The sequence below is a fragment of the Peribacillus sp. NJ11 genome (assembly GCF_030348405.1).
Lineage (GTDB): Bacteria > Bacillota > Bacilli > Bacillales > DSM-1321 > Peribacillus.
This window is the reverse complement of sequence record NZ_JAUCFO010000001.1, coordinates 720077-745472: the sequence shown is the minus strand read 5'-3', so window position 1 is coordinate 745472 and position 25396 is coordinate 720077. Positions and strand designations below refer to the sequence as shown.

Genomic DNA, 25396 nt, shown 5'->3' with positions numbered 1-25396 from the left:
ACAAAAACTAACTTAAACTAATATATCCTTCATATATCCTCGATAATATGGATCGAAAGTTTCTACCGAATCACCGTAAATGATTTGACTATGAAGGCGGATTTTAACAGGAAAGCTGAAAATCTGCCTTCGTCTATACTTTTTGTGTATTTTTGAGGGTGGATTTTTAGTTTTTCTTTTTTTATGATAATATTTTTTATAAGAAAGTATCACTCGATTTTATGAGTGAATTACATTGATAGAGGTGACGTTTGTGCCGGGGAAAACAGAATTGCAAAAAAACCAGGAAATGATCGTAGTACTTGATTTCGGAAGCCAATATAACCAATTGATCACTCGTCGTATCCGTGAATTTGGTGTGTACAGTGAGCTTCATCCTCATACAATTACTGTAGAAGAAATCGAGAAAATGAACCCAACGGGAATTATTTTCTCAGGTGGTCCGAACAGTGTTTATGATGCAACTGCATTTGGTTGTGATGAACGCATATTCGAAATGGGCCTACCGATTTTCGGTATTTGTTATGGCATGCAGCTTATGACCAAACATTTTGGGGGAAAAGTGGAACCAGCTAAAAACCGTGAATACGGAAAAGCGACACTTGCCATCCAAAATGAGTCCAAGTTATTCAGTGACTTGCCAAAAGAACAAATCGTTTGGATGAGCCATGGTGATTTAGTAGTGGAAACGCCTGAAGGTTTCACGATTGATGGAACGAACCCGTCTTGCCCAATTTCGGCTATGAGTGACGAGTCACGTAAATTGTATGCCGTACAATTCCATCCTGAAGTCCGTCATTCAGTTTACGGAAATGACATTTTGAAAAATTTCGTATTCGGCGTTTGTGGTTGCAAAGGTGACTGGTCAATGGAGAACTTCATTGAAATCGAGATGGAGAAAATCCGTCAAACGGTCGGAGATAAAAAAGTGTTATGCGCATTGAGCGGCGGAGTGGATTCATCCGTTGTGGCTGTATTGATCCATAAAGCGATTGGCGATCAGCTAACATGTATTTTCGTTGATCATGGATTACTTCGTAAAGGGGAAGCCGAAGGTGTAATGGAAACATTCAGGGAAGGCTTCAATATGAACGTAATCAAGGTCGATGCATCGGAACGCTTCCTATCGAAACTTGCTGGCGTTTCAGATCCGGAACAAAAACGGAAAATCATCGGTAACGAGTTTATCTACGTATTTGATGACGAAGCAACAAAGCTTGAAGGTATTGAATTCCTTGCACAAGGGACACTGTACACAGACATTATTGAAAGTGGTACGGCTACTGCACAAACAATTAAATCGCATCATAATGTTGGTGGTCTGCCGGAAGATATGCAATTTAAATTGATCGAGCCATTGAATACTCTATTTAAGGATGAAGTGCGTGCACTTGGAAGTGAAATGGGCATTCCAGATGAAATCGTTTGGCGTCAACCATTCCCAGGTCCAGGTTTAGGCATTCGTGTATTAGGTGAAATTTCAGATGAAAAACTTGAAATCGTTCGTGAATCTGACCATATCTTACGTGAAGAAATTAAAAAGAATGGTTTGGAACGTGAAATTTGGCAGTACTTTACGGTGCTTCCTAACATTCGTAGTGTAGGGGTAATGGGCGACGCCCGTACGTATGATTACACAATCGGGATCCGTGCTGTAACATCCATTGACGGAATGACTTCCGATTGGGCGAGAATCCCATGGGATGTACTTGAAATCATCTCAACGAGAATCGTTAATGAAGTTAATCATGTTAACCGCGTCGTGTATGACATTACTTCCAAGCCACCTGCAACTATCGAGTGGGAATAGAAGATTAAATCATCCAATCAGTGAAGGAATTAACCTTCACTGATTTTTTTTGTTAAAAAAATTATAGATAATATGTTGAATACTTACATTTCACGTATGTTGATGAAGATATAGCCATAATAAGTAAGGAAAATATAGCGAAACGCGAACAATGCCTAAAATTACATAAAAAATATTCGTTTGGCGTATTGACGATTATTTTAGTGACTGGTACACTATACCTATAATAATAAAAAAACATAATTGTCGTATAATATTGGGGATATGGCCCAAAAGTTTCTACCAAGCTGCCGTGAACGGCTTGACTACGATGTGAATGGATTGGCGCGAGCAAGGATAAACCGCCACTTCTTTACATGATCTAGTCAAGCCCCCTTCGGAAGCGAATGGGGCATTTGTCTGTTGGCTTACGATCTTATGATAGGGGAGACTCATAATGAAAAATTATTTTCGGTTTAATGAGCTGGGAACTAATTATCGCCGTGAAATACTTGGCGGACTAACTACGTTCCTTTCGATGGCATATATCCTGGTTGTTAACCCTGTGATGCTGACTTTACAAAGCATCGAGGACTATCCAGATGAATTGAGAATGGACTACGGAGCAGTTTTTGCAGCGACTGCCTTAGCAGCTGCGATTGGCTCGATATTGATGGGGCTCATAGCCAGGTATCCAATATCGCTGGCGCCAGGTATGGGATTGAATGCTTTCTTCGCTTTCACCGTTGTACTTGGTTTTGGAATTCCTTGGCAGACTGCTTTAACAGGGGTATTGATTTCAGGGATTATCTTCGTTTTGCTTTCCCTATCGGGAATACGGGAGAAAATCATTAATGCAATTCCAGTCGAACTTAAATACGCAGTTGGAGCTGGTATCGGCTTATTCATTACTTTTGTAGGGTTTCAAAATGCTGGAATCATCACGAATGATGACAGCGTCCTTGTCGGATTGGGTGACTTAACCTCAGGAAATACTTTATTGGCTGTTTTTGGAATTGTCGTAACCGTCATTTTGATGACGAGAGGCGTTAAAAGCGGCGTGTTCATAGGAATGGTCATTACAGCCATTGCAGGAATGATCTTTGGGCAAGTGCCGGTGCCGGAGAAAATAATCGGTGCCGTTCCTAGCATTGCTCCTACTTTCGGAGTTGCATTCGATGCCTTCGGAAATCCAGGTGATCTTTTCACTGGTCAAATGTTAATCGTGATATTGACTTTTCTGTTCGTAGCTTTCTTTGATACAGCCGGTACGTTGGTGGCTGTTGCGCAACAAGCTGGACTGATGAAGGATAATGTACTTCCTAGAGTGGGAAAAGGATTACTTGCCGATTCATTATCCATCGTTTCAGGTGCAATTCTTGGTACTTCCACCACTACATCTTATGTAGAGTCAACATCGGGTGTTGCTGCTGGTGCTCGAAGCGGTTTTGCAGCTGTAGTAACAGGTTTGCTGTTTGTCCTATCCCTTTTCTTCTTCCCGCTTCTTTCAGTGGTGACATCTGCGGTGACTGCGCCGGCATTGGTTATAGTCGGAGTATTAATGGCATCTTCACTTAAAAATATTGACTGGCAGAAGTTCGAAATTGCTGTTCCAGCCTTCTTTACCGTTATTATGATGCCCATGACATATTCAATTGCGACAGGGATAGCTTGTGGATTCATCTTCTATCCGATCACGATGTCGATGAAAGGAAGGGCTAAAGAAGTTCACCCGATCATGTGGGGTCTTGGAGTCGTCTTCCTTCTATATTTCATTTTCTTGAAGTAATAATGCGAGTAAGTAAGAAGAGCCCTGACTTTTGGGGCTCTTCTTTCATGTTGTAAGAGAAAGCTCATATCGTGTATAGTAAAAGTACTAAGTACTAAGCACTTTATCCTGTATGGGGCATAGGGATGACTTTGAGAAAAAATGAGGGAGAAAAATGAATGGTTTTATCGTTGAAAAGGTTTTGAACAATAACGTGGTGATAGCCACGCATCCGACGTATGGTGAAGTCGTCTCTATTGGAAAGGGCTTAGGCTTCAACCGAAAGAAAGGTGAAGAGTTAAGTCCGGAACTTGCGGAGAAAACGTTCGTTCTGAAAAATGTTAAGGAACAGGAAAGTTACAAAAAACTTTTGCCGCAGATCGATCAAAATCTTCAAGCTGCCATTATAGAATCCATTCATCTCATTAACGATCGAGTAACCGGAAAACTCAATGAACATATACATGTCGGTTTAACAGATCATTTACTGTTCGCCCTTCAGCGTGTTTCACAAGGAATGACTATCAAAAACCCATTCTTGAAAGAAACGATAACCCTTTATCCTTTTGAACATGATATTGCTGTTGATGTAATCGATTTAATTCAAGATAAGACAGGCATAGGCCTACCCCAAGGGGAAATCGGTTTCATTACCCTTCATATTCATAGTGCAATAGCAAATAAAGACTTATCGGAAGTCAATCAGCATTCGCAGTTAATCTATCATCTTATCCAAGTCGTTGAAGAACAGCTAAACGTAAAAATTAATAAGGAAAGCATTGATTATACACGTTTGGTCCGTCATTTAAGATTCATGATAGACAGGGTTTTGGCTGGGGAAATGGTCGATGAACCTGAAAAAATTGCATTGCTATTGAAAGAAGAATATCCTTTGTGTTACAATATCTCATGGAAGCTAATAAAAATTATGCAGCAGAAATTAGGCAGACCGGTTTGTGATGCGGAAGCTGTCTATCTAACGATGCATATCCAACGATTACAAAAGAAAATCAAATAAAAATACATTAACTTACGTGTTACTGATTCGATCAGGCATAAGTGAGGAGAATGATTGTTATGAAAGAGGGTATTATATACCTGAACTTCATTTCAATCCTATCTTTGCTTATGCCTTTTTTGTATTGAATTCTGTTGCGTGGGAAGATGAATTCCATCGTTAAATGTAACCGTTTTATTAGCGTGGAAAAACAGTAAAGAGGAGGAAAACCTATGTTTAAGAAGTTGTTTGGTGTTTTGCAAAAAATCGGAAAAGCTTTGATGCTTCCTGTAGCCATTTTACCAGCGGCGGGAATTTTACTTGCTTTTGGTAATGCATTGCAAAACGAAACTTTGTTGGATATCGCCCCGTTTCTTGCGAGTGGCGGAGTCGAAATGGTCGCATCGGTCATGGAGAATGCTGGGAATATTATTTTTGGGAATCTTCCCTTATTGTTTGCTGTGGGGGTCGCGATTGGTCTAGCTGGCGGAGATGGTGTTGCCGGGCTGGCTGCGATTATCGGGTTCTTGATTATGAATGTAACAATGGGAACTGTTCTTGGAATTGACGCTGCCGACATTGCGAAAAATGGAGCGGTGTATAGCAATGTTTTGGGAATCCCAACGTTGGGAACAGGCGTGTTCGGCGGTATTATTGTCGGTGTCATGGCTGCTGTTATGTATAATAAATTTTATGAAATTGAACTGCCTTCATATTTAGGATTCTTTGCAGGTAAACGTTTTGTACCCATTGTAACGGCTGCAAGCGCAGTTATTCTTGGGTTGTTGATGATTTTAGTTTGGCCGACGATTCAATCGGGGCTAAATTCATTTTCTGAAAATATGTTGGGGGCTAACCTGACTCTGGGAGCTTTAGTGTTCGGGATTGTAGAACGTGCGTTAATTCCGTTTGGACTGCATCATATCTTCTATTCACCATTCTGGTTTGAATTTGGCAGCTATATCCCTCAAGGTGGGGGAACGCCAGTCAGGGGTGACCAAGCCATCTTCATGGCGCAAATTAAAGATGGCGTACAGAATTTAACGGCAGGTACCTTCATGACTGGTAAATATCCGTTCATGATGTTCGGATTGCCAGCTGCAGCTTTGGCCATTTATCATGAAGCAAGACCGGAACGAAAGAAAATTGTCGGTGGCTTGATGGCTTCGGCGGCGCTTACATCTTTCTTGACGGGGATTACTGAGCCTCTTGAATTTGCCTTCTTATTTGTTGCACCGGTACTTTTCGGGATTCACTGTCTGTTTGCAGGTCTATCTTTCATGACTATGCATTTACTGGATGTGAAAATCGGGATGACGTTTTCGGGTGGTTTGATCGATTACGTACTGTTTGGTTTAATTAATCCTCAAACCAATGCTTGGATCGTTATCCCAGTCGGTTTAGTCTTTGCGGTTATCTATTACTTTGGATTCCGATTTGCGATAAGGAAGTTTAATCTTAAAACTCCTGGCCGTGAAGTGGAAGAGGACGAGGAAACTGAAGGGTCTGCAAGTACAGCCGGAAGTCTACCTGGGGATATCTTGGAAGCAATGGGTGGGAAAGAAAATATTTCTCACTTAGATGCTTGCATTACTCGCCTTCGTGTATCAGTGAATGATATCGGTAACGTTGATAAGAATAGGTTGAAGAAACTTGGTGCCGCTGGAGTTCTGGAAGTGGGCAATAACATTCAGGCAATTTTCGGACCTCGTTCAGAAACAATCAAAGGGCAAATGAAAGATATCATCGATGGAAAAAGGCCTCGTAAAGTAGAAGCGTCTCCTGAAGTAGGCGTGGAAAAACAAATCGAGGATATCGTCCCGAAACCTTTAAGGACGGATGAAGTTTCCGAACGCTTTATTTCACCTATTAAAGGGGAATTAAAACCGATTACGGAAGTGCCTGATCCAGTCTTTGCTGAAAAAATGATGGGTGATGGGTTTGCCATTTTACCGGAGGAAGGTTTGGTCGTTTCTCCTGTAGATGGTACGATCGTTAACCTATTCCCGACTAAACATGCAATAGGTATCGTTTCCGATGCTGGACGTGAAATCTTAATACATGTCGGGATCGATACAGTGAAGTTAGAAGGCAAAGGCTTCGAAGCTCTTGTCGCTCAAGGAGATAAAGTGACAAGCGGACAGCCGTTGCTTAAAGTCGATTTAGAGTATGTCAAAAACAATGCCACCTCTATCATTACCCCAATCGTCTTTACCAATCTTTCCGAGGGTGAAAGTGTGAAGATTGAGAAGGCCGGAAATGTAGATAGAGAAGAAGCGGACGTAATTTCTATCAATAAATAAACTTTCAAAAACAGGAGGGTAGCTATAATTAGCTGCACTCCTGTTTTTTGTTTATTCATTAGCAAGGTCGGGAATTAGGGACATTAAATTCTCTATGCTTCGAAATACCATTAATAGAAAGAAGGAGTATATATATATAGAAGGAGGTGGTAGTTTTAAAAAAAGAAGGAATTTTTTTGAGAATTAAATTGACTTGTCTGTATGCAAGTGCTAATATATTAAATACACCGCTTGAGACATTAAATGCAGCAAGAGAAAATGAAAACTTGTTGTTGACATGGTGTTTGAAAGGTGTTACACTAATTAAGTCGCTGAAGAAGCGATGCAAAATATTGCTCTTTGAAAACTGAACAAAACAAAGCGCCAACGTTAAATTTTAAGTGAGCACACACTATCAAAAAAAGCAAAATGAGCAAGTCAAACATTTCTTCGGAGAGTTTGATCCTGGCTCAGGACGAACGCTGGCGGCGTGCCTAATACATGCAAGTCGAGCGAATCGACGGGAGCTTGCTCCCTGAGATTAGCGGCGGACGGGTGAGTAACACGTGGGCAACCTGCCTATAAGACTGGGATAACTTCGGGAAACCGGAGCTAATACCGGATACGTTCTTTTCTCGCATGAGAGAAGATGGAAAGACGGTTTCGGCTGTCACTTATAGATGGGCCCGCGGCGCATTAGCTAGTTGGTGAGGTAATGGCTCACCAAGGCGACGATGCGTAGCCGACCTGAGAGGGTGATCGGCCACACTGGGACTGAGACACGGCCCAGACTCCTACGGGAGGCAGCAGTAGGGAATCTTCCGCAATGGACGAAAGTCTGACGGAGCAACGCCGCGTGAACGAAGAAGGCCTTCGGGTCGTAAAGTTCTGTTGTTAGGGAAGAACAAGTACCAGAGTAACTGCTGGTACCTTGACGGTACCTAACCAGAAAGCCACGGCTAACTACGTGCCAGCAGCCGCGGTAATACGTAGGTGGCAAGCGTTGTCCGGAATTATTGGGCGTAAAGCGCGCGCAGGTGGTTCCTTAAGTCTGATGTGAAAGCCCACGGCTCAACCGTGGAGGGTCATTGGAAACTGGGGAACTTGAGTACAGAAGAGGAAAGTGGAATTCCAAGTGTAGCGGTGAAATGCGTAGAGATTTGGAGGAACACCAGTGGCGAAGGCGACTTTCTGGTCTGTAACTGACACTGAGGCGCGAAAGCGTGGGGAGCAAACAGGATTAGATACCCTGGTAGTCCACGCCGTAAACGATGAGTGCTAAGTGTTAGAGGGTTTCCGCCCTTTAGTGCTGCAGCTAACGCATTAAGCACTCCGCCTGGGGAGTACGGCCGCAAGGCTGAAACTCAAAGGAATTGACGGGGGCCCGCACAAGCGGTGGAGCATGTGGTTTAATTCGAAGCAACGCGAAGAACCTTACCAGGTCTTGACATCCTCTGACAACCCTAGAGATAGGGCTTTCCCCTTCGGGGGACAGAGTGACAGGTGGTGCATGGTTGTCGTCAGCTCGTGTCGTGAGATGTTGGGTTAAGTCCCGCAACGAGCGCAACCCTTGATCTTAGTTGCCAGCATTCAGTTGGGCACTCTAAGGTGACTGCCGGTGACAAACCGGAGGAAGGTGGGGATGACGTCAAATCATCATGCCCCTTATGACCTGGGCTACACACGTGCTACAATGGATGGTACAAAGGGCTGCAAACCTGCGAAGGTAAGCGAATCCCATAAAGCCATTCTCAGTTCGGATTGTAGGCTGCAACTCGCCTACATGAAGCCGGAATCGCTAGTAATCGCGGATCAGCATGCCGCGGTGAATACGTTCCCGGGCCTTGTACACACCGCCCGTCACACCACGAGAGTTTGTAACACCCGAAGTCGGTGAGGTAACCTTCATGGAGCCAGCCGCCTAAGGTGGGACAGATGATTGGGGTGAAGTCGTAACAAGGTAGCCGTATCGGAAGGTGCGGCTGGATCACCTCCTTTCTAAGGATAATTACGAGCGCGCTTTTGTTTTGTTCAGTTTTGAATGAGTAATTCATTCAGATAGGGAAGAAAAACATCACGATGTGATGGATTCTTTCTGCTTTGTTCCTTGAAAACTAGATAATAGATAGAAGGCAATTAATTTTTTTCAAAGCATCTGTAAGATCTTTTTAACGGTTAAGTTAGAAAGGGCGCACGGTGGATGCCTTGGCACTAGGAGCCGATGAAGGACGGGACTAACACCGATATGCTTCGGGGAGCTGTAAGTAAGCTTTGATCCGGAGATTTCCGAATGGGGAAACCCACTGTTCGTAATGGAACAGTATCTTTACCTGAATACATAGGGTACTGAAGGCAGACCCGGGGAACTGAAACATCTAAGTACCCGGAGGAAGAGAAAGCAAATGCGATTTCCTGAGTAGCGGCGAGCGAAACGGAATTAGCCCAAACCAAGAGGCTTGCCTCTTGGGGTTGTAGGACACTCAACATGGAGTTACAAAGGAACGGGGTAAATGAAGTGATCTGGAAAGGTCCGTCAAAGAAGGTAAAAACCCTGTAGTTGAAACTTCGTTCCCTCCTGAGTGGATCCTGAGTACGGCGGGACACGAGAAATCCCGTCGGAAGCAGGGAGGACCATCTCCCAAGGCTAAATACTCCCTAGTGACCGATAGTGAACCAGTACCGTGAGGGAAAGGTGAAAAGCACCCCGGAAGGGGAGTGAAATAGATCCTGAAACCGTGTGCCTACAAGTAGTCAAAGCCCGTTAATGGGTAATGGCGTGCCTTTTGTAGAATGAACCGGCGAGTTACGATTTCATGCGAGGTTAAGTTGATAAGACGGAGCCGCAGCGAAAGCGAGTCTGAATAGGGCGAATGAGTATGAGGTCGTAGACCCGAAACCAGGTGATCTACCCATGTCCAGGGTGAAGTTCAGGTAACACTGAATGGAGGCCCGAACCCACGCACGTTGAAAAGTGCGGGGATGAGGTGTGGGTAGCGGAGAAATTCCAATCGAACCTGGAGATAGCTGGTTCTCTCCGAAATAGCTTTAGGGCTAGCCTCAAGATGAGAGTATTGGAGGTAGAGCACTGATTGGACTAGGGGCCCCCAACGGGTTACCGAATTCAGTCAAACTCCGAATGCCAAATACTTATTCTTGGGAGTCAGACTGCGAGTGATAAGATCCGTAGTCGAAAGGGAAACAGCCCAGACCACCAGCTAAGGTCCCAAAGTATACGTTAAGTGGAAAAGGATGTGGAGTTGCTTAGACAACCAGGATGTTGGCTCAGAAGCAGCCACCATTTAAAGAGTGCGTAATAGCTCACTGGTCGAGTGACTCCGCGCCGAAAATGTACCGGGGCTAAACGTATCACCGAAGCTGTGGATTGACACCATTAGGTGTCGATGGTAGGAGAGCGTTCTAAGGGCGTTGAAGTCAGACCGGAAGGACTGGTGGAGCGCTTAGAAGTGAGAATGCCGGTATGAGTAGCGAAAGAAGGGTGAGAATCCCTTCCACCGAATGCCTAAGGTTTCCTGAGGAAGGCTCGTCCGCTCAGGGTTAGTCGGGACCTAAGCCGAGGCCGAAAGGCGTAGGCGATGGACAACAGGTTGATATTCCTGTACCACCTATACATCGTTTGAACGATGGGGGGACGCAGAAGGATAGGGTAAGCGCGCTGTTGGATATGCGCGTCCAAGCAGTTAGGCCGGAAACGAGGCAAATCCCGTTTCCATTAAGGCGGAGCTGTGATGGCGAGGGAAATATAGTACCGAAGTTCCTGATTCCACGCTGCCAAGAAAAGCCTCTAGTGAGATGTAAGGTGCCCGTACCGCAAACCGACACAGGTAGGCGAGGAGAGAATCCTAAGGTGTGCGAGAGAACTCTCGTTAAGGAACTCGGCAAAATGACCCCGTAACTTCGGGAGAAGGGGTGCTTTTTAGGGTGAATAGCCCGGAAAAGCCGCAGTGAATAGGCCCAGGCGACTGTTTAGCAAAAACACAGGTCTCTGCGAAGCCGCAAGGCGAAGTATAGGGGCTGACACCTGCCCGGTGCTGGAAGGTTAAGGGGAGAGGTTAGCGCAAGCGAAGCTTTGAACCGAAGCCCCAGTAAACGGCGGCCGTAACTATAACGGTCCTAAGGTAGCGAAATTCCTTGTCGGGTAAGTTCCGACCCGCACGAAAGGTGTAACGATCTGGGCACTGTCTCAACGAGAGACTCGGTGAAATTATAGTACCTGTGAAGATGCAGGTTACCCGCGACAGGACGGAAAGACCCCGTGGAGCTTTACTGCAGCCTGATATTGAATTTTGGTACAGCTTGTACAGGATAGGTAGGAGCCTGAGAAGCCGGAGCGCTAGCTTCGGTGGAGGCGTTGGTGGGATACTACCCTGGCTGTATTGAAATTCTAACCCGCGCCCCTTATCGGGGTGGGAGACAGTGTCAGGTGGGCAGTTTGACTGGGGCGGTCGCCTCCTAAAGAGTAACGGAGGCGCCCAAAGGTTCCCTCAGAATGGTTGGAAATCATTCGTAGAGTGTAAAGGCACAAGGGAGCTTGACTGCGAGACCTACAAGTCGAGCAGGGACGAAAGTCGGGCTTAGTGATCCGGTGGTTCCGCATGGAAGGGCCATCGCTCAACGGATAAAAGCTACCCCGGGGATAACAGGCTTATCTCCCCCAAGAGTCCACATCGACGGGGAGGTTTGGCACCTCGATGTCGGCTCATCGCATCCTGGGGCTGTAGTCGGTCCCAAGGGTTGGGCTGTTCGCCCATTAAAGCGGTACGCGAGCTGGGTTCAGAACGTCGTGAGACAGTTCGGTCCCTATCCGTCGCGGGCGCAGGAAATTTGAGAGGAGCTGTCCTTAGTACGAGAGGACCGGGATGGACGCACCGCTGGTGTACCAGTTGTCTTGCCAAAGGCATAGCTGGGTAGCTACGTGCGGACGGGATAAGTGCTGAAAGCATCTAAGCATGAAGCCCCCCTCAAGATGAGATTTCCCATGGCGCAAGCTAGTAAGATCCCTGAAAGATGATCAGGTTGATAGGTCAGAGGTGGAAGCGTGGCGACATGTGGAGCTGACTGATACTAATAGATCGAGGACTTAACCAACGCTTTAAAAAAATGAAATACCTTCTTATTATCTAGTTTTGAAGGAACAACGTTCCTTTATTGTTTGGTGGCGATAGCGAAGAGGTCACACCCGTTCCCATTCCGAACACGGCAGTTAAGCTCTTCAGCGCCGATGGTAGTTGGGGGTTTCCCCCTGTGAGAGTAGGACGCCGCCAAGCCATTTCAAAGATCAGCCATCCGGCTGGTCTTTTTTGCATTTATAAGGACTTGTACAATATATGAAGACTTATAAGGTTTTTTTAGGATACCTTGGAGTTCTGTCTGAATTATATTTATTAAAGTCGTGTTTTTATATCCTTAAGCCAACGGGGATCAGATGGATATAGACCCTTCATTCAGAAAAGGAATTATTTATTTTGAAATGTGTTGACTTTAAAGTGAAATTGGATTAATATAAATAAGCACCAACTAAGACAAACGAACAACTTCATCCGCTTTTGGTAGATTCCAAAAGAAAAATAATAACTATTGACTTCTTACTATGAAAATGATAAGATGAAATGGTCGCTGAAAAACACAGCGATTTAAAATAAGTTTAAAACTTCGCAGAAGTTGACAACTAATCAATAAGATGTTATGATGAATAAACAAGCCGTTCGAAAGAACGATTGTGAAATTGCTCTTTGAAAACTGAACAAAACAAAGCGCCAACGTTAAATTTTAAGTGAGCACACACTATCAAAAAAGCAAAATGAGCAAGTCAAACATTTCTTCGGAGAGTTTGATCCTGGCTCAGGACGAACGCTGGCGGCGTGCCTAATACATGCAAGTCGAGCGAATCGATGGGAGCTTGCTCCCTGAGATTAGCGGCGGACGGGTGAGTAACACGTGGGCAACCTGCCTATAAGACTGGGATAACTTCGGGAAACCGGAGCTAATACCGGATACGTTCTTTTCTCGCATGAGAGAAGATGGAAAGACGGTTTCGGCTGTCACTTATAGATGGGCCCGCGGCGCATTAGCTAGTTGGTGAGGTAATGGCTCACCAAGGCGACGATGCGTAGCCGACCTGAGAGGGTGATCGGCCACACTGGGACTGAGACACGGCCCAGACTCCTACGGGAGGCAGCAGTAGGGAATCTTCCGCAATGGACGAAAGTCTGACGGAGCAACGCCGCGTGAACGAAGAAGGCCTTCGGGTCGTAAAGTTCTGTTGTTAGGGAAGAACAAGTACCAGAGTAACTGCTGGTACCTTGACGGTACCTAACCAGAAAGCCACGGCTAACTACGTGCCAGCAGCCGCGGTAATACGTAGGTGGCAAGCGTTGTCCGGAATTATTGGGCGTAAAGCGCGCGCAGGTGGTTCCTTAAGTCTGATGTGAAAGCCCACGGCTCAACCGTGGAGGGTCATTGGAAACTGGGGAACTTGAGTGCAGAAGAGGAAAGTGGAATTCCAAGTGTAGCGGTGAAATGCGTAGAGATTTGGAGGAACACCAGTGGCGAAGGCGACTTTCTGGTCTGTAACTGACACTGAGGCGCGAAAGCGTGGGGAGCAAACAGGATTAGATACCCTGGTAGTCCACGCCGTAAACGATGAGTGCTAAGTGTTAGAGGGTTTCCGCCCTTTAGTGCTGCAGCTAACGCATTAAGCACTCCGCCTGGGGAGTACGGCCGCAAGGCTGAAACTCAAAGGAATTGACGGGGGCCCGCACAAGCGGTGGAGCATGTGGTTTAATTCGAAGCAACGCGAAGAACCTTACCAGGTCTTGACATCCTCTGACAACCCTAGAGATAGGGCTTTCCCCTTCGGGGGACAGAGTGACAGGTGGTGCATGGTTGTCGTCAGCTCGTGTCGTGAGATGTTGGGTTAAGTCCCGCAACGAGCGCAACCCTTGATCTTAGTTGCCAGCATTCAGTTGGGCACTCTAAGGTGACTGCCGGTGACAAACCGGAGGAAGGTGGGGATGACGTCAAATCATCATGCCCCTTATGACCTGGGCTACACACGTGCTACAATGGATGGTACAAAGGGCTGCAAACCTGCGAAGGTAAGCGAATCCCATAAAGCCATTCTCAGTTCGGATTGTAGGCTGCAACTCGCCTACATGAAGCCGGAATCGCTAGTAATCGCGGATCAGCATGCCGCGGTGAATACGTTCCCGGGCCTTGTACACACCGCCCGTCACACCACGAGAGTTTGTAACACCCGAAGTCGGTGAGGTAACCTTCATGGAGCCAGCCGCCTAAGGTGGGACAGATGATTGGGGTGAAGTCGTAACAAGGTAGCCGTATCGGAAGGTGCGGCTGGATCACCTCCTTTCTAAGGATAATTACGAGAGCGCTTTTGTTTTGTTCAGTTTTGAATGAGTAATTCATTCAGATAGGGAAGAAAAACATCACGATGTGATGGATTCTTTCTGCTTTGTTCCTTGAAAACTAGATAATAGATAGAAGGCAATTAATTTTTTTCAAAGCATCTGTAAGATCTTTTTAACGGTTAAGTTAGAAAGGGCGCACGGTGGATGCCTTGGCACTAGGAGCCGATGAAGGACGGGACTAACACCGATATGCTTCGGGGAGCTGTAAGTAAGCTTTGATCCGGAGATTTCCGAATGGGGAAACCCACTGTTCGTAATGGAACAGTATCTTTACCTGAATACATAGGGTACTGAAGGCAGACCCGGGGAACTGAAACATCTAAGTACCCGGAGGAAGAGAAAGCAAATGCGATTTCCTGAGTAGCGGCGAGCGAAACGGAATTAGCCCAAACCAAGAGGCTTGCCTCTTGGGGTTGTAGGACACTCAACATGGAGTTACAAAGGAACGGGGTAAATGAAGTGATCTGGAAAGGTCCGTCAAAGAAGGTAAAAACCCTGTAGTTGAAACTTCGTTCCCTCCTGAGTGGATCCTGAGTACGGCGGGACACGAGAAATCCCGTCGGAAGCAGGGAGGACCATCTCCCAAGGCTAAATACTCCCTAGTGACCGATAGTGAACCAGTACCGTGAGGGAAAGGTGAAAAGCACCCCGGAAGGGGAGTGAAATAGATCCTGAAACCGTGTGCCTACAAGTAGTCAAAGCCCGTTAATGGGTAATGGCGTGCCTTTTGTAGAATGAACCGGCGAGTTACGATTTCATGCGAGGTTAAGTTGATAAGACGGAGCCGCAGCGAAAGCGAGTCTGAATAGGGCGAATGAGTATGAGGTCGTAGACCCGAAACCAGGTGATCTACCCATGTCCAGGGTGAAGTTCAGGTAACACTGAATGGAGGCCCGAACCCACGCACGTTGAAAAGTGCGGGGATGAGGTGTGGGTAGCGGAGAAATTCCAATCGAACCTGGAGATAGCTGGTTCTCTCCGAAATAGCTTTAGGGCTAGCCTCAAGATGAGAGTATTGGAGGTAGAGCACTGATTGGACTAGGGGCCCCCAACGGGTTACCGAATTCAGTCAAACTCCGAATGCCAAATACTTATTCTTGGGAGTCAGACTGCGAGTGATAAGATCCGTAGTCGAAAGGGAAACAGCCCAGACCACCAGCTAAGGTCCCAAAGTATACGTTAAGTGGAAAAGGATGTGGAGTTGCTTAGACAACCAGGATGTTGGCTCAGAAGCAGCCACCATTTAAAGAGTGCGTAATAGCTCACTGGTCGAGTGACTCCGCGCCGAAAATGTACCGGGGCTAAACGTATCACCGAAGCTGTGGATTGACACCATTAGGTGTCGATGGTAGGAGAGCGTTCTAAGGGCGTTGAAGTCAGACCGGAAGGACTGGTGGAGCGCTTAGAAGTGAGAATGCCGGTATGAGTAGCGAAAGAAGGGTGAGAATCCCTTCCACCGAATGCCTAAGGTTTCCTGAGGAAGGCTCGTCCGCTCAGGGTTAGTCGGGACCTAAGCCGAGGCCGAAAGGCGTAGGCGATGGACAACAGGTTGATATTCCTGTACCACCTATACATCGTTTGAACGATGGGGGGACGCAGAAGGATAGGGTAAGCGCGCTGTTGGATATGCGCGTCCAAGCAGTTAGGCCGGAAACGAGGCAAATCCCGTTTCCATTAAGGCGGAGCTGTGATGGCGAGGGAAATATAGTACCGAAGTTCCTGATTCCACGCTGCCAAGAAAAGCCTCTAGTGAGATGTAAGGTGCCCGTACCGCAAACCGACACAGGTAGGCGAGGAGAGAATCCTAAGGTGTGCGAGAGAACTCTCGTTAAGGAACTCGGCAAAATGACCCCGTAACTTCGGGAGAAGGGGTGCTTTTTAGGGTGAATAGCCCGGAAAAGCCGCAGTGAATAGGCCCAGGCGACTGTTTAGCAAAAACACAGGTCTCTGCGAAGCCGCAAGGCGAAGTATAGGGGCTGACACCTGCCCGGTGCTGGAAGGTTAAGGGGAGAGGTTAGCGCAAGCGAAGCTTTGAACCGAAGCCCCAGTAAACGGCGGCCGTAACTATAACGGTCCTAAGGTAGCGAAATTCCTTGTCGGGTAAGTTCCGACCCGCACGAAAGGTGTAACGATCTGGGCACTGTCTCAACGAGAGACTCGGTGAAATTATAGTACCTGTGAAGATGCAGGTTACCCGCGACAGGACGGAAAGACCCCGTGGAGCTTTACTGCAGCCTGATATTGAATTTTGGTACAGCTTGTACAGGATAGGTAGGAGCCTGAGAAGCCGGAGCGCTAGCTTCGGTGGAGGCGTTGGTGGGATACTACCCTGGCTGTATTGAAATTCTAACCCGCGCCCCTTATCGGGGTGGGAGACAGTGTCAGGTGGGCAGTTTGACTGGGGCGGTCGCCTCCTAAAGAGTAACGGAGGCGCCCAAAGGTTCCCTCAGAATGGTTGGAAATCATTCGTAGAGTGTAAAGGCACAAGGGAGCTTGACTGCGAGACCTACAAGTCGAGCAGGGACGAAAGTCGGGCTTAGTGATCCGGTGGTTCCGCATGGAAGGGCCATCGCTCAACGGATAAAAGCTACCCCGGGGATAACAGGCTTATCTCCCCCAAGAGTCCACATCGACGGGGAGGTTTGGCACCTCGATGTCGGCTCATCGCATCCTGGGGCTGTAGTCGGTCCCAAGGGTTGGGCTGTTCGCCCATTAAAGCGGTACGCGAGCTGGGTTCAGAACGTCGTGAGACAGTTCGGTCCCTATCCGTCGCGGGCGCAGGAAATTTGAGAGGAGCTGTCCTTAGTACGAGAGGACCGGGATGGACGCACCGCTGGTGTACCAGTTGTCTTGCCAAAGGCATAGCTGGGTAGCTACGTGCGGACGGGATAAGTGCTGAAAGCATCTAAGCATGAAGCCCCCCTCAAGATGAGATTTCCCATGGCGCAAGCTAGTAAGATCCCTGAAAGATGATCAGGTTGATAGGTCAGAGGTGGAAGCGTGGCGACATGTGGAGCTGACTGATACTAATAGATCGAGGACTTAACCAACGCTTTTTAAAAAATGAAATACCTTCTTATTATCTAGTTTTGAAGGAACAACGTTCCTTTATTGTTTGGTGGCGATAGCGAAGAGGTCACACCCGTTCCCATTCCGAACACGGCAGTTAAGCTCTTCAGCGCCGATGGTAGTTGGGGGTTTCCCCCTGTGAGAGTAGGACGCCGCCAAGCCATTTCAAAGATCAGCCATCCGGCTGGTCTTTTTTTGTGTTGTGGATAGAAGACCGGATAAGATCATTAGGCTTTATGAAAAGAAAAAAATATGAGTTCCATTTATCATCCTTATAGGAAATAAGAAGATCAAGGAAGTTGAAAATAAGGGCAAATGTGTTACAGCATTACTTAGCCAGAGATTGAACAAAGTAACTTATAATAATTTAGAAGACAGATGATTAACTCGAGTGAAAAATTCAACTTTATAACTTCAATTACAAAAAGTTGCAACATTGGATTTAAATCAGAAGCACTTCATTTATTTTAGCTAAAAAGAAATTTATTCAGAAACTGGTAACTAAAAAAGTAAGGAATATCGAAATAGAAGAAACTAATTTTAAGAGATAATATGCCTTGTGCCATATTAAATAAAAACATTCATCATCATGTATGAACAGTACCAAAAACAGGCTATGGCTGAACTATTAAGATAAGGATGATATTTGGTAAGCACTTCAAAATTCAGAGATGGTTAATAAGGAACAGTGTTTCGGGTCTGCTTCATGAGTTTGACACAATGAAATTAGCGCAGTATAATAATTCGAGTAGAACGATATACTAAAAAAGTTAACTAAATTACTTCAGCATAAGCGCTAAAATTCAATACTATTGGATTTATAAACTTATTGATAAGAATTGTGTTAGTAGAACGATATACTAACCATTAAGGAGAATTAGTAGAACGATATACTAGATTAAAATCTAGTATATCGTTCTACTAACTGGAGTCGGTTACTTAGAGGTTTATTGTTTTTTATTTGAACGTAATTTGTTTCTTTTATGATATGGGGCAAGGGGGATACTTCTGAAAGGCTAAAGAATCAAATTGAATTTCGATCATTAATAACTATAGGGGTGTGTTTCATGAAAAATCCATTTATAAAAATGGCAACAGGTTTATATATTAGCTATTTTATTTTAGGCATGATCAATATTATCATTGGATCGAATATGGAAAATTTATCCGAACAATTTAACACAAGTGCATCGGGGATAAGCTACTTGGTCTCCGCTATAGGAATCGGTAAGTTAGTTTCTTTGTTTTTCGCCGGTAGACTGTCAGATAAATTAGGAAGGAAGCCATTTGTCGTTTCAGCATCTTTTATCTACCTGATCTTCCTCATAGGTATACCTTTGGCTCCTAACTATACATTGGCATTTATATTTGCTGTCTGTGCTGGTATTGCAAACTCATTTTTGGACGCTGGTACGTATCCTGCGCTTATTGAGGCTTTTCAAAAGAAAGCAGGTTCCGCTACCGTATTAATAAAAGCGTTCGTTTCAGTCGGTGCCGCACTTCTCCCATTTATCATGGCGTTCTTTATAGCTAGAGATATGTTTTACGGGTATACATTCTTCTTAATGGCTGCTGTTTACCTTGTTAACGGATTCTTCTTGCTCAAGGTTTCATTCCCGAATCATAAAGCCCCTAGTGATGTCCAAGATGACGAACAAGCTGCAACGGTTCAACACCAATTCCTATCAAAACCGAAGTTTGCTCAGGAAGGATTAGCCGTCATACTTTTAGGCTTCACATCAACTGCTTTATTCATGCTGGTTCAAGTCTGGCTCCCGAACTTTGGACAAGAGGTATTGGGGCTAACCCAGGCTAAGGCTGTTCAATTGCTTAGTTACTATAGCATTGGCTCACTTGTTTCTGTCATTTTACTGGCGGTACTATTGAATAAGGTAATTAAGCCTATTACCGTCATGATCATCTATCCAATCATTGCAGCACTATCTTTATTGTCACTCATATATATCCAGCAACCATTTATGACTGTTTTGAGCGCTTTCTTCATTGGACTTTCAACTGCAGGAGTGTTCCAATTAGCCATGACAATAATTACCGAATTCTTCCCAGCCAATAAAGGGACAATTACTTCATATGTAAACATTGCAGCTAGTTCAGCTTTTATCATCATACCTTTCGTTACAGGTATCATTTCTAAGAGTGCCGGTTTAACTGCAGTCTTCTTGTTTGATGTGGCAATTGCAATAGTCAGTATTTTATTGGCCGTTTTCGTTGCCTATCGATATAAAAAGGTAATTAAGATTTCATCCAATTAAGTGGTAGAAGCGAACATCAATCACCACTGATGATAATGATAAAAGGGGGAAACATCCATGCAAACAATCACGATCAAAGACGTAACGATCGGAGAAGGGGTTCCAAAGATCATCGTTCCGCTTATGGGGACCACTGAAAAAGAACTACTGAAAGAAGTTGAAACGGTAAATGCTTTAGAGCCGGATATCATTGAATGGCGAGTGGATGTCTTTGAAAAAGTTGAGAGCTTAGAAGCCGTTTCGGAAATGATTTCAAAACTTAGACGTGCTGTACCTAGTACATTGCTGCTTTTCACTTTTAGGAGCCATAAAGAAGGCGGGAACAAGAAAATCACCGATGAACATTATTTTCAACTGCTTCATACAGCAATTAGAACGAAGAATATTGATCTTGTCGATGTAGAGTTATTTTTTGAAGAGTCGTCAGTGAAGGAGACTGTAAAAGTAGCTGAGGAAAATGGCGTATACGTAGTGATGTGTAACCATGATTTCGATAAGACACCAGAAAAAGAAGAAATCATATACCGTTTGCGTAAAATGCAGGAATTAGGAGCTCATATTCCAAAAATCGCTGTAATGCCCCAAAGTGTTGGTGATTTACTCATTTTATTAGATGCAACCCATACGATGAAAACAAAGTATGCCGATCGTCCGTTCATTACGATGTCAATGTCGGGTACAGGTCTGGTAAGTAGATTATCAGGCGCGGTGTTTGGATCTGCTTGTACATTCGGTGCCGGAAAAGAAGCATCTGCCCCAGGACAAATTCCTGTTAATCAATTAAGAAGTGTATTGGAGATCATTGATCAAAATATTTAATTAGAAATTTCTTCTAAGAAGGAATTTATATAAAATTTTCAAATTAACCACCAGGGGGAATAGAACATGGAAAATCTAGGACGTATCAATGGAAAAACAGAATTGGTAGGGTTGCTGGCAACACCTATCGGACATTCTTTGTCACCAGCCATGCATAATTTAGCTTTTGATAAATTAGGATTGAATTGCGCCTATTTAGCATTTGAAGTCGGAAATGAACAATTGGAAGATGCAGTCAAAGGGATGCGTGCATTAAATGTAAAAGGATTTAACGTATCCATGCCTAATAAAATGAAAATACTTCCTTATCTTGACGAGTTGGCAGACAGTGCTAAATTTTCTGGGGCCGTTAATACAGTTGTCAATGTCGATGGGAAATTCGTGGGTCACAGTACCGATGGAATGGGTTATACTCGGAACCTAAAAGAGCATGGTATAAATATTAAAGGTAAGAAAATGACTCTTATCGGTTCTGGTGGGGCTGCTACTCCTATCGCTATTCAATCCGCTCTAGAAGGTGTGGCGGAAATTAGCATTTTTGCTCGTGATGATGCTTTCTACCCGCAAGCAGAAGAAAATGTACGAATCATCAATGAAGATATGAAGCACTTAAACGTGAAAGCAAATGTATACCCTCTTGAAAATGTTGAACAATTAAGGGCTGAAATCGCAACTAGTGATATTTTGGCAAATGGAACTGGCGTTGGCATGAAACCACTTGAAGGCTTAAGTGTCATTCAAGATGAATCCATGCTACGTCCTGATTTAATCGTAACAGACGTTGTTTACATTCCCCGCAAATCGAAACTAATGGAACAAGCTGAGGCTGCGGGTGCTACAGCAATTAATGGTCTTGGGATGATGCTATGGCAAGGTGCATTGGCCTTTGAATTATGGACAGGTCAACAGATGCCTGTAGATTACATCAAAGAGCAAATGTTTGCAGAATAATATGATTCACTCTCGAGATTATTCTCCATGTTATCGTAATAGAGGTTTTTTCATACTTGAAGTGCATCATTGTTAAAGGATAAAAGTACTTACAAATGAGTGTAGAAAACCTCGGAGCTAAGAAATGCAGGGAGTGAAGTCCCTTGTTTTTCTTAGCGTTTTTTTTTGAAAAGTGGTTTTCATTTAAATGGATAACATAAAGGGGAGACTTTAATTCAAAATGTATTTATAAAAAATATTTTATTACTGTATTTTTGAATTATAAGGTCAAGGGAGAAACATCACATCGTGACTTATTATAGGGGTGTAATAATGAAAAATCAGTATTTTAAAGCGGCATCAGGCATGTATATTAACTATTTTCTGCTGGGTATGGTCAATATAATCCTCGCCTCAAACATGTCCTCCTTAACAAAGCAATGGGATACGGATTCTACTGGCATCAGTTATCTCATTGCCGCAATAGGAATAGGGAGATTACTCACGTATGGTCTCACGGGAGTATTATCAGATAAATTTGGAAGAAAGCCTTTAATTATTGTCTCCTCAATTGTAATGGGAGTTTTTTTAATCGGGATTCCATTTTCTCCCACATATGAAATGGCCTTTGTATTTGCTTTACTTGCGGGTATTTCCAACTCAGCCATGGATGCTGGTACATATCCAGCGCTAACTGAAATGTTTCCTAATTCTGCAGGTTCAGCCAGTGTTATGGTTAAGGCTTTTGGTTCACTTGGTGCAACCATCTTACCATTCATCATCTTGTTCCTTTCCAAGAACCAATTATTCTACGGATTTGCATTTATATTACCGTCTGTCATCTATTTCGTTAATATGTTTTTTGTGATGTCGGTTTCATTTCCAAAAAGCAAGTCCGGTCCTGTCAGTAATGAGGATGATTTGCAATTGAACAGGTTCATAACTGAACCTAAATTTTGGAGCGAAGGACTGGCGCTAATCATAATTGGATTTACATCAACTGCGTTATTTACAGTTTCGCAAATCTGGTTACCGAGTTTCGGACATGAAGTTGCAGGGATGTCCACATCAGGTTCGATTAAATTACTGAGCTATTATGGTGTTGGATCACTCATTTCCGTCCTGCTACTATCCGTCTTATTAAACAAATGGATTAAGCCCGTGACGGTGATATTGCTTTATCCAATGATTACTTTACTGACAGTAATCATCATATTAACGGTTCATTCACCTATGGTCTTAAGTATTGCCTCCTTTTTCCTTGGAGCCTCGACAGCTGGGATATTTCAATTAACCATTGCAATAATGACTGAACTTTTCTGGAGGAAAAAAGGAACTGTAACAGGGATCGTTGCGACGGCCTCAAGTTTGGCGAGCGTCATTTTACCAATTGCAACGGGTTTGATCGCCAAGAGTGGGGATATATCTCACATTTTTCTATTCGATTGTTTTATTGCAACATTAGGAATCCTAGCTGCAGCATTTGTTAATTATCGGTATAAAAAATTGACACAGCACCAGACTATATTTAACCAAGGATAAGGAATGGTGACGGATTAGTTAAAACTCCATCTACTAGAACTAGGGTGGCGTTTTTTTTTTTGGTCAAATGAATATGGTATATAGATGTATTGGAGAGATTATTGACCGATGGAATAACCTTGTCCCAAAAGCAAGGGTATAATAATGACAGTAACTATATTATTATTATAGTAAGAACATGATAATAAAAAATACATCAAAAATACATTCAAGATGGTGATTGAACTATGAAACAATCCAAAAAAGGTCGAGTTACGCTGCAAGAGGTAGCGAAACATGCTGGGGTATCTACTTCCACTGCTTCCCTAATAGTTCGTAATAACCCGCGAATTTCGGAAGCGACGCGAAAAAAGGTATTAAAATCCATGCATGAATTGGGTTATGTTTACGATAGAATTGCAGCAAACCTAAGATCGCAGAGTTCTGATACTGTAGGAATCATTATTACTGATATATCAAATACCTTTTTTTCTGAATTCCTGATAGGCGTTCACGACGCATTGGATGAGGTCGGTTATACGGTGTTACTGGGGACTACATTCGACTCGGTTACCAAGCAAGACCATCTTCTTTCAACCATGTTGGAACATAGGGTTGGAGGCTTGATTCTTTGTCCTGTCTCTGAAAGTACACAAGAAACCATTGAGCGATTAAATGAAATTGACACGCCGATGGTCCTTGCTGTTAGAGAACTACCGGAAGTGAATAGTGACTATGTAGGCATCGATTATCCAGAAGGAGCCCGAATTGCTGTTGACCATCTTATTGAAAAGGGACATAAAAGAATTGCGCTACTTGGTGGAATCAGGGAATCTTCTACTTGGATCGAGAGAATGGAGGGGTATCGGGAAGCCCTTTCAAGAGCGGGCTTGGAAGTGGATGAATCGTTAATGATAGATAGTGCCCCGACACGGGAGGGCGGGCTAGAGGCTGTATTGAAAGTACTTGAGAATCCCAATCCGCCAACTGCAATCTTTTGCTTTAGCGACTTAATTGCCTTCGGTGTTATGCAAGGATTAAGGATGAAAGGATTTACTCCTGGAAAAGATATAGATATCGTAGGGTTCGATAACGTTCCAGTTGCAGAAATCTATCATCCTCCGTTAACGACCATTTCTTCATTTCCTAGACGTATCGGAAAAGAGGCAGCGAATCTCTTGTACCAGCAAATGGAGAAAATCGAACGTGAACAACAGCGAATCATATTAAACCCAGAACTGATAATTAGAGAGTCTTCCTAATAAAGAAAAATAAAAAGGTGATTAGTTTACAGGAGGCTTGGTATCCTTACCTCTGTATCCTTTTCATCTTTTCTATTATTCTTTTATCGGGGGCATTGGTTAAATATAAAAGGAATGGGGCTTACTTAAGCGGTTCATAAATATCCCAGGCCACTTTCAATGAATCGACTATAAAGTCTGCCACTTCATCAACATCAAGATCGTTGGTATTCACTTTCGAATGATGATAGGAGTATATCTCCTGTCTGGTGTAAAAGAGCTCTTCGATTTCCTCTAGGGTCCGACTTTGTAAAACAGGTCTACTATCAATAAGTAAGCCAATTCTTTCTTTCCAATATTCCCAAGATAAATCAAGGTAGAAGACAATGCAATTAGATAAACAGATATTGCGTATATCCTCTTGTAAGAATGCCCCACCTCCAACTGAAATGATTTTCAATTGTTGTTGACTAAGGCTTTCAATCACATTTTTTTCTTTTTCGCGAAATGCTTTTTCACCAAACTTCTTGAATATTTCTGTAGTGGGCATATTGAATTCCTTTTCAATTTCTTGGTCTATATCAATAAAGTCCCTATATAATTTTCTGGCTACTTTCTGTCCGATCGTCGTCTTTCCAACTCCCATAAAGCCAATAAAAACGATACTTTGCATCCTCAAAGATGTGTTTTTATTAATCATTTATAAATCCCTCTCCCAACTATTTTTATAATGATTAAAAGTCTATCCTAAAATTTTTAAAATAACTTTATTATAGTACAAGAAAGTAAAATTGTAAAAAAATTTTTTAATATTTGGACAATGAAAATGCGTAATATAAGCAGTTTATTTCTAAAATCACTTATCCCATTCTTAAAGGAACAATCAATTTTTTTATATTCGATTTACACCTTTCATTTATTTGGGTGAATGGTCTATTGAGAATGAAGATAGTAATTGATCTGGATAATATAGTTTTTATGGATTTTGTCAAAAGAGTTACTAATCGGAAGGGGAGTGTGTTTCAAAAAGGTCTTCGATTTAATAAAATGGATGTTGATCGAAGGGGACCTTAGATTTAATGAACAAGGATCAAGAAGGTTTTGGTGGATTATAGTCATGCTGTAATAGGCACATATAATGCTCCTAATATAAATGGATAAATCACTTAACAAAGAATTGCATAAAATGTGTTGACTTTATGGTACGAAAGGATTAATATAAATAAGCACCAACTAAGACAAACGAACAACTTCATCCGCTT

The 25396-nt window shown here is 43.7% G+C and carries 10 protein-coding genes, 6 rRNA genes and 2 riboswitches; of the genes, 15 read left to right on the top strand and 1 reads right to left on the bottom strand.

Features of this window, described 5'->3' with window-relative positions; translation table 11 throughout:
* Positions 1 to 9: 9 nt before the first annotated feature.
* A riboswitch (purine riboswitch) is annotated at positions 10 to 111 on the top strand.
* 142 nt (positions 112 to 253) lie between these two features.
* From guaA to QUF86_RS03570, 15 genes are all read left to right on the top strand, one after another.
* A complete protein-coding gene (guaA, locus tag QUF86_RS03640; protein ID WP_289333639.1) occupies positions 254 to 1810 on the top strand; it encodes a glutamine-hydrolyzing GMP synthase in 1557 nt (518 codons plus the stop codon).
* A 226-nt stretch (positions 1811 to 2036) separates the two neighbouring features.
* Positions 2037 to 2138, top strand: a riboswitch (purine riboswitch).
* A 108-nt stretch (positions 2139 to 2246) separates the two neighbouring features.
* Positions 2247 to 3578, top strand: a complete 1332-nt coding sequence (locus QUF86_RS03635; RefSeq protein WP_289318820.1) for an NCS2 family permease — start codon at positions 2247 to 2249, stop codon at positions 3576 to 3578.
* Between the two features lie 154 nt (positions 3579 to 3732).
* On the top strand, positions 3733 to 4575 hold the full coding sequence (gene glcT, locus QUF86_RS03630) for a glucose PTS transporter transcription antiterminator GlcT (RefSeq protein ID WP_289318821.1): 843 nt from the start codon (positions 3733 to 3735) through the stop codon (positions 4573 to 4575).
* Positions 4576 to 4787: 212 nt separating this feature from the next.
* The gene (gene ptsG / locus QUF86_RS03625) at positions 4788 to 6857 is read left to right on the top strand and encodes a glucose-specific PTS transporter subunit IIBC (RefSeq protein ID WP_289333638.1); all 2070 of its coding nucleotides are present in this window, start codon (positions 4788 to 4790) and stop codon (positions 6855 to 6857) included.
* 426 nt (positions 6858 to 7283) lie between these two features.
* Positions 7284 to 8834: ribosomal RNA gene (locus tag QUF86_RS03620) — 16S ribosomal RNA — on the top strand.
* A gap of 175 nt (positions 8835 to 9009) precedes the next feature.
* Positions 9010 to 11942: ribosomal RNA gene (locus QUF86_RS03615) — 23S ribosomal RNA — on the top strand.
* Between the two features lie 63 nt (positions 11943 to 12005).
* Positions 12006 to 12121, top strand: a 5S ribosomal RNA gene (rrf, locus tag QUF86_RS03610).
* 551 nt (positions 12122 to 12672) lie between these two features.
* A 16S ribosomal RNA gene (locus QUF86_RS03605) occupies positions 12673 to 14223 on the top strand.
* Between the two features lie 175 nt (positions 14224 to 14398).
* A 23S ribosomal RNA gene (locus QUF86_RS03600) occupies positions 14399 to 17331 on the top strand.
* Positions 17332 to 17395: 64 nt separating this feature from the next.
* Positions 17396 to 17511: ribosomal RNA gene (gene rrf / locus QUF86_RS03595) — 5S ribosomal RNA — on the top strand.
* Together the 16S, 23S and 5S rRNA genes form the textbook arrangement of a ribosomal RNA operon.
* Positions 17512 to 18417: 906 nt before the next feature.
* Complete coding sequence (locus QUF86_RS03590) at positions 18418 to 19623, top strand: MFS transporter (RefSeq protein ID WP_289333637.1); 1206 nt, start codon at positions 18418 to 18420, stop codon at positions 19621 to 19623.
* A gap of 57 nt (positions 19624 to 19680) precedes the next feature.
* Positions 19681 to 20442 (top strand): type I 3-dehydroquinate dehydratase, encoded by a 762-nt coding sequence (gene aroD / locus QUF86_RS03585; RefSeq protein WP_289318824.1) that lies wholly within the window; start codon positions 19681 to 19683, stop codon positions 20440 to 20442.
* 66 nt (positions 20443 to 20508) lie between these two features.
* Positions 20509 to 21393, top strand: a complete 885-nt coding sequence (gene aroE / locus QUF86_RS03580; protein WP_289318825.1) for a shikimate dehydrogenase — start codon at positions 20509 to 20511, stop codon at positions 21391 to 21393.
* 312 nt (positions 21394 to 21705) lie between these two features.
* A complete protein-coding gene (locus tag QUF86_RS03575) occupies positions 21706 to 22914 on the top strand; it encodes an MFS transporter (protein ID WP_289333636.1) in 1209 nt (402 codons plus the stop codon).
* Between the two features lie 227 nt (positions 22915 to 23141).
* The gene (locus QUF86_RS03570; protein ID WP_289318827.1) at positions 23142 to 24155 is read left to right on the top strand and encodes a LacI family DNA-binding transcriptional regulator; all 1014 of its coding nucleotides are present in this window, start codon (positions 23142 to 23144) and stop codon (positions 24153 to 24155) included.
* 121 nt (positions 24156 to 24276) lie between these two features.
* Here QUF86_RS03570 and QUF86_RS03565 read toward each other — a convergent pair whose 3' ends face one another.
* Positions 24277 to 24834, bottom strand: coding sequence for a shikimate kinase (locus tag QUF86_RS03565; RefSeq protein WP_289318828.1), 558 nt, complete (start codon positions 24832 to 24834; stop codon positions 24277 to 24279).
* Positions 24835 to 25396: the final 562 nt, after the last annotated feature.

What these genes read in the sequence shown, in the direction of transcription:
- QUF86_RS03635 (WP_289318820.1), top strand. Translation starts at nt 2,247, where the DNA reads ATGAAAAATTATTTTCGGTTTAATGAGCTGGGAACTAATTATCGCCGT.
- glcT (WP_289318821.1), top strand. Translation starts at nt 3,733, where the DNA reads ATGAATGGTTTTATCGTTGAAAAGGTTTTGAACAATAACGTGGTGATA.
- ptsG (WP_289333638.1), top strand. Translation starts at nt 4,788, where the DNA reads ATGTTTAAGAAGTTGTTTGGTGTTTTGCAAAAAATCGGAAAAGCTTTG.
- QUF86_RS03590 (WP_289333637.1), top strand. Translation starts at nt 18,418, where the DNA reads ATGAAAAATCCATTTATAAAAATGGCAACAGGTTTATATATTAGCTAT.
- aroD (WP_289318824.1), top strand. Translation starts at nt 19,681, where the DNA reads ATGCAAACAATCACGATCAAAGACGTAACGATCGGAGAAGGGGTTCCA.
- aroE (WP_289318825.1), top strand. Translation starts at nt 20,509, where the DNA reads ATGGAAAATCTAGGACGTATCAATGGAAAAACAGAATTGGTAGGGTTG.
- QUF86_RS03575 (WP_289333636.1), top strand. Translation starts at nt 21,706, where the DNA reads ATGAAAAATCAGTATTTTAAAGCGGCATCAGGCATGTATATTAACTAT.
- QUF86_RS03570 (WP_289318827.1), top strand. Translation starts at nt 23,142, where the DNA reads ATGAAACAATCCAAAAAAGGTCGAGTTACGCTGCAAGAGGTAGCGAAA.
- QUF86_RS03565 (WP_289318828.1), bottom strand. Translation starts at nt 24,834, where the DNA reads ATGATTAATAAAAACACATCTTTGAGGATGCAAAGTATCGTTTTTATT.